Below are 8,337 nucleotides of genomic sequence, written 5' to 3'. Positions count from 1 at the left end.
CGCTGACCACCTCCGGCCGCGCCGACATCCTGTTCTGGGAAGGCATCCCGGGCGGCCCGCTCGATGTCTTCCAGGGCATCAAGGACCCCTCCGAGCACCTGGCGAAGACGCTGGAGCTGATGGAGCGGTTCACGCCGTGGGAGTACGCCCGCGCCACCAAGGTCGAACTGACCGACGCCAACGGCACTCTGGCGGGCCGTTACGCCCCGACCGTCCGCAAGCCGATCGGCCGGCTGCCCAGCGGCGGTCTGGTGCTCGGCGTCGCGGACGTGGTCGTCGCCAACGACCCGGTCACCGGACAGGGCTCCAACTCGGCCTCCAAGTGCGCCAACGCCTACCTGGACTCGATCACCGAGCACGGTGACCGGGAGTTCGACGCGGAGTGGATGCAGGCCACGTTCGACCGCTACTGGGACACCGCGCAGCATGTCGTGAAGTGGACCAACGCGATGCTCGGCGTACCGCCGGAGCACGTACTGAACCTGATCGGCGCCGCCGGCCGGCTCCAGCCGGTCGCCGACCGCTTCGCCAACGGCTTCAACAACCCGGCGGACTTCGAGAACTTCTTCTTCGACCCGGAGAAGGCCAACGCGTACCTCGCCGAGGTCTCTGCGGCTGCGTAGGTGTCCGATCTGCACAACAGGCGGTCGACGTCGTTGAACGCCGGTGTCCGTGGGCCGTCCTCGGGCGGCCCACGGACGGCCCGGTCGCCAACGCGGTGACCGGCCCGACACCCCGTGACAGTCAGGACCCCGTGACATCCAAAGCCTTGGGCAGACGCCGTGTCACACGGGCTGACACCGACCGTGACACCGCCTGACATCCGGACGGGCCCGCCACCCGCCGTGGGCGGGGACCCGGTGAGGGCGTAACGGGCCGGTGCCATGCGGGGCGCTACGGAATCGCCGCGTACCGCGCAGCCATCCCGGCAATATCACCGCTCCGACATGGCTAGGACAACCACACCCGAGATGGGCGGCATGCAGGAGATCAGGGTCCCCGACGACAACACGGCGGACACGATGCGTTCGGCCGCCCGCGCCCGCGACTCCGTCTACTGCCCGGGGGCCGAGGGGGCCGACGAGGAGCTGTAACCCGTGTCCGAACCGGCGGAGGCCCCCTGCGGGAGCCGCGGCGGCCTGTACGTGGACAGCGGCGCGCTCCGCGGGTCGGGCCGTACGGCGCCGAGCAGCGGGTTCGACGCCACCGGCGAGACCTTCACCCGCGAGCCCGGCCGGGGGGCCTGCACCACCAGGCCGTTGCCGAGGTACAGCGCCACATGGGTGGCCTTCGGGAAGTAGATCACCAGGTCACCCGGACGCAGTGCGTTCGTCGGCACCTTCCGCAGCTGCCGCCACTGCTCCTGCGACGTCCGCGGAATGACCCGGCCCGCCTTCGCCCAGGCCTGCGAGGTGAGTCCCGAGCAGTCGAAGGACTCCGGCCCCTCGGCGCCCCACAGGTACGGCTTGCCGACCTGGGCGATCGCGTACTTCACCGCCTCGCCACCCGCTTCGGACGGCGGCCTCGTGGAGGACAGCGCCCCGGAGGCGACCAAAGCGCCCTGCGCCTTCTTCGTGTCCCGCTGTTCGAGGCGGGACAGCTCGGTGAGCTGTGGGCCGGAGAGCGTGGCCAGCACTTTCTCGACGGCCTTCAGCCGCGACCGGACCGTGTCCCGCTGCTTCTTCTGCTTCGCTGCCAGCACCTGCTGCCGGTCGAGCACCTTGCGGGACTCGGTGGCCAGTTCGTCGGCGCGCTCCTCGGCGCCGGTGAGCCGCTTCACGGTCGCCGCCCGCGCGGCCGCCGCGTGCCGGAGCACATGCTCCTGGTCCAGCAGGTGCTCGGGGTCCGGGGACAGCAGCAGCCGCACGTACGAGGAGAAGTCGGACCGGCCCTGGTACTGCTGCCGGGCCAGGCGCCCGGCCTCGTCGCGGCTGCCGGACAGTGCGCTCCGGGCGGCGACGAGCTCGGCGTCGAGCTTCTTCGCCTGTGCCGCGCGCTTCTTCAGCTCCGCGGCGGTCCCGTTGTACTTTTCGGTGGCCTCCTCGGCCTTCTGGTACAGCTGCCGCAGCTCGGACAGGAGCTGGGAGACGCTCCTGTTCGCACCCGCGGGCGCCGCGGGGTCCGGGGCCACGGGCGCGGCGGCCGCCGGCGAGGTCACGACGAGCGTGGCCAGGGCGGCGGCGCAGACCGCACGCAAGACTCCGCCTGACACGACATCACCTCCGATGACGGGGCGATCATGGGGATACCCCATAAGTGAGCGCAACGGAACAATACGGTCACTCGGTGTCGGGAGATGCAAGAACCGCGCGGCGTGGCGGCAGAGGATTCGCTCGTACGCTCTAGGCGACCGGGAACGCGTAGAAGATCCGGTCGCGTTGCACGACGGCCGTCCGGCCGGCCGTCATTACCCGGTACGGAGCGGTGACCGTGGGGCCCTTCGGGTCCTGGGTGCCGATGTCCTGGAACTTCCACAGCCGCCGCCCGTCCTCGGCGGCGAACGCGGTGACCTGGGACGCGTCCGCGGCCAGCAGCGTACGGCCGGTCGTGCTGAGGGTGACGGCGGGGGCGGCGGTGGTGATCGCAGCCTCCGTCGAGCGTCGCCAGCGCAGCCGCCCGGTCTCCCGCTCGACCGCGCCCACTTCCTGGTTGCGGTTGGTGGTGTGCAGCACCGTTCCGGTGACGACGGGGGTGCCGTACGGGGTGCCGCCGGTGCCGTTCAGTGTCCACTTCGGCTTGCCGGACGGGGTCTCGAACGTCTGGAGGTCGTCGCCCACCGCCGCGTACAGCAGTCCCCGGTCGTCGCCCGTGGCAGCCGCGTCCGGGGCGACCGTGCCGAACTGCTTGCTCCACAGCGCCTTGCCGGTCCTGCGGTCGAAGCTCCGGAAGACGGCCCTGCCCTTGGCGGCCTTGACGTCGCCGGGGGCGAGAGTGGCCGGGGTCTGACGTACCACCAGGTCGTCCTGGCGGACCGCGATCAGCCGGTGGACGGGGGCGGCGGTGCCGCGACCGGCGGGTACGGGGGTCCGCCACAGCTGCGCGCGCCGCACGATGTCGTACGCGAAGAGATAGGCCCTGACGACCTGCCGGTCCTTGCCGCGCTTCTTGCCCTTCTTCGGCGGCGGGGCCTTGACGGTGACCGTCTCGGCGCCGGTGAACCAGATCACCGGTCCGGACGCCCCGACGAACTCCGGCGCCGAGAGCTTCGGCATTCCGGGGGACAGGGCCGCGTGGTCCACCCGGTGCACGGTCTTCCCGTCCTTCGGCGACAGCCAGAGGAACCCGGTGGGGGCGGCGACGAAGCAGAGGTCCTTGCCGGCGGGGAGCGCGGCCTCCGCGTCGGCTGCGTCCGCGTTCTGCCAGGCACGGAGCCCGGTGCGCAGGTCCACGGCGGTCGCGCCGCTCTTGCCGGTGAGCACCAGCAGCCGCTCGTTCCAGACGGCGGCGGTGAGCGGTGCCGGTTCCGCCGCCGGGTGCGTGTACACCCAGCGGGGTTGCGGCGGCAGTCCCGCGACGGTGGGACCGCTGTGGCCCGGCGCGGGCTTCGGGTCGTCCGTGTCCCCTCCGCCACCGCCCAGCGCCAGCACACCGCCGCCACCGACGACCAGCCCCGCGGCCCCGGCGGCGAGCCCGATCAGCAGACCGCGCCGGTCCACGGCGGAGGAAGGGGCGGCGGCGCGACTCGTGGGGACGGGCAGGGGGCGCGGGGTCACCGGGACCATGGGTGGAGGCACGGCGGGCACCCCGCCGGGCAGGGCCGGGGCGGGGGCGGGGGCGGCGGCGGGGCGTCCGGTGAGTTCGGGCGGGACGGACAGCTGGGTCGTCGGCCGGTCGGTCCTCGGGACACGCCCGATGTCCCCGAGCTGAGCGGTCCGCGTATCCGGGCCCGGGGCGGGATCGGGGGCCGGAGCGGGGGCGGGCACCACCGCGTCGACCGGGCCACCGGCCACCGCGTCCACCGGCGCACCGGCCGCGACCGTCTCCCGTACGCGCACCCCCTGCTCCGCCACCGCGGCGGCCAGCCGCTCCGGCAGCCAGCCGCCCTTCGCCAGGCCCGCCGCCCCCTCCAGGGCCAGCTCGGCCGCCACCGCCCCGGCGCTCGGCCGCTCGGCCGGGTCCTTCTCCAGGCAGCGGGCGATCAGACCGCGCAACTCCTCGGGAACCGCGCCGAGTTCGGGAGCGGTGCGGGCGATCCGCTCGGCACCCTCGGCGGCCGGGCCGTCGGCGAGCGGGGTCGTGCCGGTGGCCGCGTACGCCAGCAGCAGGCCCAGCACGAAGAGATCGGAGGCCGGTCCGGGCTCCTCGCCCTCGACCTGCTCCGGGGTGAGATAGCCGAGCCGTACGGACAACTGCCCGCCGGGCCGGGCCTCCGCGTCGGCCGCGGCGCCCAGCGGGCCGAAGGCGGTGAGCCGCGGCCCGTCCTCGGCCAGCAGCACCGTCCGGGGAGCGAGGCCCTGGAGCACGGCTCCGGTGGCGTGCACCCGGGAGAGGGTCTCGGCGAGGCCCGCGCCCAGTATCCGCACGGCACGCTCGGGAAGCGGCCCGGTGAGCTCGATCGCCTCGGCGAGCGTCAGCGCCGGTATGTACGGGCCCGCCATCCACAGCGGCTCTTCGTCCGGGGTGTCCTCCGGGCCGCCCAGCCGGGTCTGGACCCAGTGGCCGGTCAGTCGGTCCGCGGTGCGGGCCTCCGCCTGGAAGCGGCGCCGGAAGGCGGGCAGTGCGGCGAGCTCGGGGCGGGCGGCGGTGATCACCACCGCGTCCTCGGAGGCCGTGTCGCGTGCGAGGTACTGCACGCTGCTCGCGGTCCCTCTCAACCGCGCCAGCACGGTGTACGGGCCGAAGCGGCGTGGATCGTCCTGACGCAGCGCCTCCATGGCGCACCCCCTCGCTGACCGTGCCTGGGCACCAGAGCGTCGATCTTAGACCGGCCACCCCTCACCCCATCGGCCCCGTGTCCTCAGTCCGGCTTCGACCAGGGCCACTTGGGGCTGTGCCGCTCGCGGCCCCCGGGAGCGTACTCGTACACCCAGCCGCGCGGGAGCCCCAGCCGCTTGGAGTGGCCGGCCGGCACTCTGCGGTACGCGTACACGGTTGCGGGACCGCCGTCGGCGGCCGGTACCGGGACCTCGTACCACTTGGGCGGATGGCCGGTCGGGCCGACGAGGACGGGCAGTACCCGCCCGTCCAGGGGCCCGCCGGTGAAGGCGGTGTTCTCGCTTCTCACCGCCCCAGTCTGACCGATCAGCCGTCCTCGGCCAGCAGATGGGCCGCCTCGCCGAGCACCGGGACCAGCCGCTGTGCCAGCCGTCCGGCCGGACCCCCGGCGGTCTCCTGCGCCAGCAGAGCCGTCATCGCCGAGGCGGTCTCCCGGTCCGTGGCCGCGGTGGCGGCCAGCTGCACCATCAACTGGTCGACCAGCCAGTCGCGCAGTTCGGCCGCGGCGGGCTGCTTGCCCTCGTCGAGCCAGATCAGGGACGCCGCCTCGACGGCCGCGATCCAGGTGCGCACCATCATCCGCAGCCTCGGGCCGGCCGCCTCGCCGCTGCCCAGATGCAGCAGGATCTGCTCGGCCGCCGCCCGCCGCACCTCGTCGACGATCGCCGACGTACGGGAGGTCTCGACGACGGAGCCGCCACGCAGCAGCGCGCTGAACCCGGTGTCGTGCTCGTCGACGAAGGCGAGGTAGCGGTCGAGTACCCGGGTCACCCGCTCGGTGGGCGGTCCTGCCGGCGGTTCGCCGAAGCACAGGATCAGCTGCTCGGCGGCGGACCTCAGCGCCGCCTCGTACAACTGCTGCCGCCCGCCGGGGAAGTAGCGGTAGACGAGTGGGCGGGACACCCCGGCGACCGTGGCGACCTCGTCGAGCGAGACCTCGTCGGGGGCCCGGTGGGCGAAGAGGGTGAGGGCGGCACCGAGGAGCTGGGCCCGGCGCTCCTCGACGCCGAGCCTTCGGTACGCGCGGGCCGGTGGCGCGGCGGCAGCAGGGGTCATACGCCGAAGCCTAAGGGCTGTCCCTCGTGCCGGACCGGATCAGGCCAGCAGGCCGGAGCGCTTCCACAGCCTGCGGCCCACCCCGTTCAGCACCCCGATGTCGTCGAAGAAGTCCGTCAGCCGCTTCGCGCCCGACTGCATGACCTCCGCCCGGTGGCCGCTCGCCTTCACCTGGGCGACGGCCTCGTGGCGGTCCAGGCCGACGTTCTCGTACACCCGCGGGTTGATGAAGCAGACGGAGAAGACGCGCGCCGCCTCGCCGCAGCTCAGCCGGGTCAGTTCGCGCTCCCAGCGCGGGGCGGTCACCATCTGGCGGCGCAGCTCCTCGCGGGCGTAGCGGACGTGCCGCGCCTCCTCGACCACATGGATGCGGGTCACGCCCCGCACCAGCGTCTGGACGCGCTCGTCCGGGAAGGTCAGCCGCTGCATCCAGTCCAGGATCTCCTCGCCGAGCAGGGTCGAGGCGAACGAACCGGGGGTGGTGGAGATAGTCTTCAGTACCCGCGCGAGGTTGTGGTAGACGCGCGGCACGGGGTAGTCGGGCGAGCCGCTCCACTTGATCATGCGGCCGAACATCATCGAGTGCCGGCACTCGTCTGCTATCTCGGTGAGCGCGTAGCGGACGTGATTGCTGGTCACCGGCCGGTCGTAGATGTGCCGGACCAGCAGCTGCATGAGGATGATCTCGAACCAGATGCCCAGCGAGGCGAGCGAGGCCGCCTCGTGCCGGGACAGCTCCATCCGCTGCTCCTCGGACATCTTCCGCCACAGCGGGGTGTCGTAGAGCGAGACCAGCTCGGGCGGCCAGAACCACTTGCCGTCCTCGGCCGGCGCCTCCCAGTCGAGTTCCTTGTCCGGGTCGAAGGAGTGCTTGGCCGACGAGTCGAGCAGCCGCTCGGCGATCTGTTCGCGGTCCCGGAGCGGGCCGAGTGCGTCGCGAAGCAGCTGGACGTCGCGTTCGCTCACTGTGGTCATGCTGGAGGCACCTCGCACATGGGTTACCGGCGGTCGCTCCTTATAAGACTCCTCGTCAGCAAGGTCGTCAATCCCTTGCGCACGAATTGTTGACCCGGTGTCTACCAACGTGTGAACCTGCCAACTGATGCAACTGCCAAGGGAATTGCCGGAACGCGCCAGGCGAAGGAGCCGTCCGTGTCGACACACGACCTCTACACCACCGCCCCCGAAGCACCGTTGTGGCAGGTACCCGCCTCCGGCGCCGCCCGCTTCAGCTGGGACTACGACGACGGCCGCGAACGCCTGCTCGCCCTCTACCAGAAGGGCAAGGACAAGCAGTGGGACGGCAACAAGCGCATCGACTGGTCCCTGGAGGTCGACCCCGCCGACCCGCTCGGCACGCCCGACGAGGCCCTCACCCTGTACGGCACCCCGCACTGGGCGAAGATGACCGAGAAGGACCGGGGCGAGCTGCGCAAGCACTACACCTCCTGGCAGTTCAGCCAGTTCCTCCACGGCGAGCAGGGTGCCATGGTCTGCGCGGCCAGGATCGTGGAGTCCGTCCCCGACCTGGACGCGAAGTTCTACTCCGCGACCCAGACCATGGACGAGGCCCGGCACGCGGAGATCTACGGCCGGTTCCTGCACGAGAAGGTCGGGATGCTCTACCCGATCAACGACAACCTCCAGGGGCTGCTCGGCGACACCCTGCGCGACTCCCGCTGGGACATGCCCTATCTCGGCATGCAGGTCCTCATCGAGGGGCTCGCCCTGGCCGCGTTCGGCATGATCCGCGACACGACGACCGAGCCGCTGCCCAAGCAGATCCTCGCGTACGTCATGCAGGACGAGGCCCGGCACGTCGCGTTCGGGCGGATGGCGCTGCGCGACTACTACAAGCAGCTGAGCGACGCCGAACTGCGCGAGCGCGAGGAGTTCGTCATCGAGGGCTGCTACCTGATGCGGGACCGGCTCAGCGGCGTCGAAGTGCTGGAGAACTTCGGCATCGGCAAGCAGGAGGCCAAGGAACTCTCCGAGCACTCGGAGTACCTCCGGCTCTTCCGCAAGCTGCTGTTCAGCCGGATAGTGCCGTGCGTCAAGGACATCGGCCTGTGGGGCGAACGGCTCCAGAAGGCCTATGTCGACATGGGCGTCTTCGAGCTGGGCGACTCCAATCTGGATCTGCTGATGGCCCAGGACGAGGAGATCGCCGAACAGCTCGACCGGGACCGGTTCGAGGCGGAGGAACGGGCCAGGGTCGCCGAGGTCGAGGAGGCGATAGCGCAGGGCACACCGGGAGAGTGACGCGAAGCCGCGCCTTCGCGGGGGCCGAGAAGGATGCACGCCGCCGGCCGGCGAGGGAGGTCCCGGCCGGCGCGGGAAAGCCCC

General features: G+C 72.0%; 8 protein-coding genes. 3 read left to right on the top strand and 5 right to left on the bottom strand.

The window, feature by feature from the left end; all coding sequences use genetic code 11:
- Both IE107_RS34755 and IE107_RS07100 read left to right on the top strand, forming a co-directional pair.
- Window positions 1–623, top strand: a 623-nt coding sequence (locus IE107_RS34755; protein WP_308434210.1) for a styrene monooxygenase/indole monooxygenase family protein, incomplete at its 5' end; no start/stop codon positions are given.
- A gap of 324 nt (window positions 624–947) precedes the next feature.
- Window positions 948–1,094 (top strand): hypothetical protein, encoded by a 147-nt coding sequence (locus tag IE107_RS07100; protein WP_189542233.1) that lies wholly within the window; start codon window positions 948–950, stop codon window positions 1,092–1,094.
- Here IE107_RS07100 and IE107_RS07095 read toward each other — a convergent pair.
- From IE107_RS07095 to IE107_RS07075, 5 genes are all read right to left on the bottom strand, one after another.
- Window positions 1,055–2,212, bottom strand: coding sequence for a C40 family peptidase (locus tag IE107_RS07095; RefSeq protein WP_229866745.1), 1,158 nt, complete (start codon window positions 2,210–2,212; stop codon window positions 1,055–1,057). The two genes, IE107_RS07100 and IE107_RS07095, sit on opposite strands and share 40 nt — an antisense overlap.
- Window positions 2,213–2,342: 130 nt before the next feature.
- The gene (locus IE107_RS07090) at window positions 2,343–4,874 is read right to left on the bottom strand and encodes an outer membrane protein assembly factor BamB family protein (protein ID WP_189542229.1); all 2,532 of its coding nucleotides are present in this window, start codon (window positions 4,872–4,874) and stop codon (window positions 2,343–2,345) included.
- 83 nt (window positions 4,875–4,957) lie between these two features.
- A complete protein-coding gene (locus IE107_RS07085) occupies window positions 4,958–5,224 on the bottom strand; it encodes a DUF8847 domain-containing protein (protein WP_189542227.1) in 267 nt (88 codons plus the stop codon).
- Between the two features lie 17 nt (window positions 5,225–5,241).
- Window positions 5,242–5,991, bottom strand: a complete 750-nt coding sequence (locus IE107_RS07080) for a TetR/AcrR family transcriptional regulator (protein ID WP_189542225.1) — start codon at window positions 5,989–5,991, stop codon at window positions 5,242–5,244.
- Between the two features lie 39 nt (window positions 5,992–6,030).
- On the bottom strand, window positions 6,031–6,966 hold the full coding sequence (locus IE107_RS07075; RefSeq protein WP_189542223.1) for an AurF N-oxygenase family protein: 936 nt from the start codon (window positions 6,964–6,966) through the stop codon (window positions 6,031–6,033).
- 177 nt (window positions 6,967–7,143) lie between these two features.
- Here IE107_RS07075 and IE107_RS07070 point away from each other — a divergent pair, with 177 nt between their 5' ends.
- Window positions 7,144–8,253, top strand: a complete 1,110-nt coding sequence (locus IE107_RS07070; protein ID WP_189542221.1) for a ferritin-like domain-containing protein — start codon at window positions 7,144–7,146, stop codon at window positions 8,251–8,253.
- Window positions 8,254–8,337: the final 84 nt, after the last annotated feature.

The sequence above is a fragment of the Streptomyces gelaticus genome (genome assembly GCF_014649535.1).
Lineage (GTDB): Bacteria > Actinomycetota > Actinomycetes > Streptomycetales > Streptomycetaceae > Streptomyces > Streptomyces gelaticus.
Note: the sequence above shows the minus strand (reverse complement) of the source record. Positions and strands in the feature narration are given on the sequence as shown.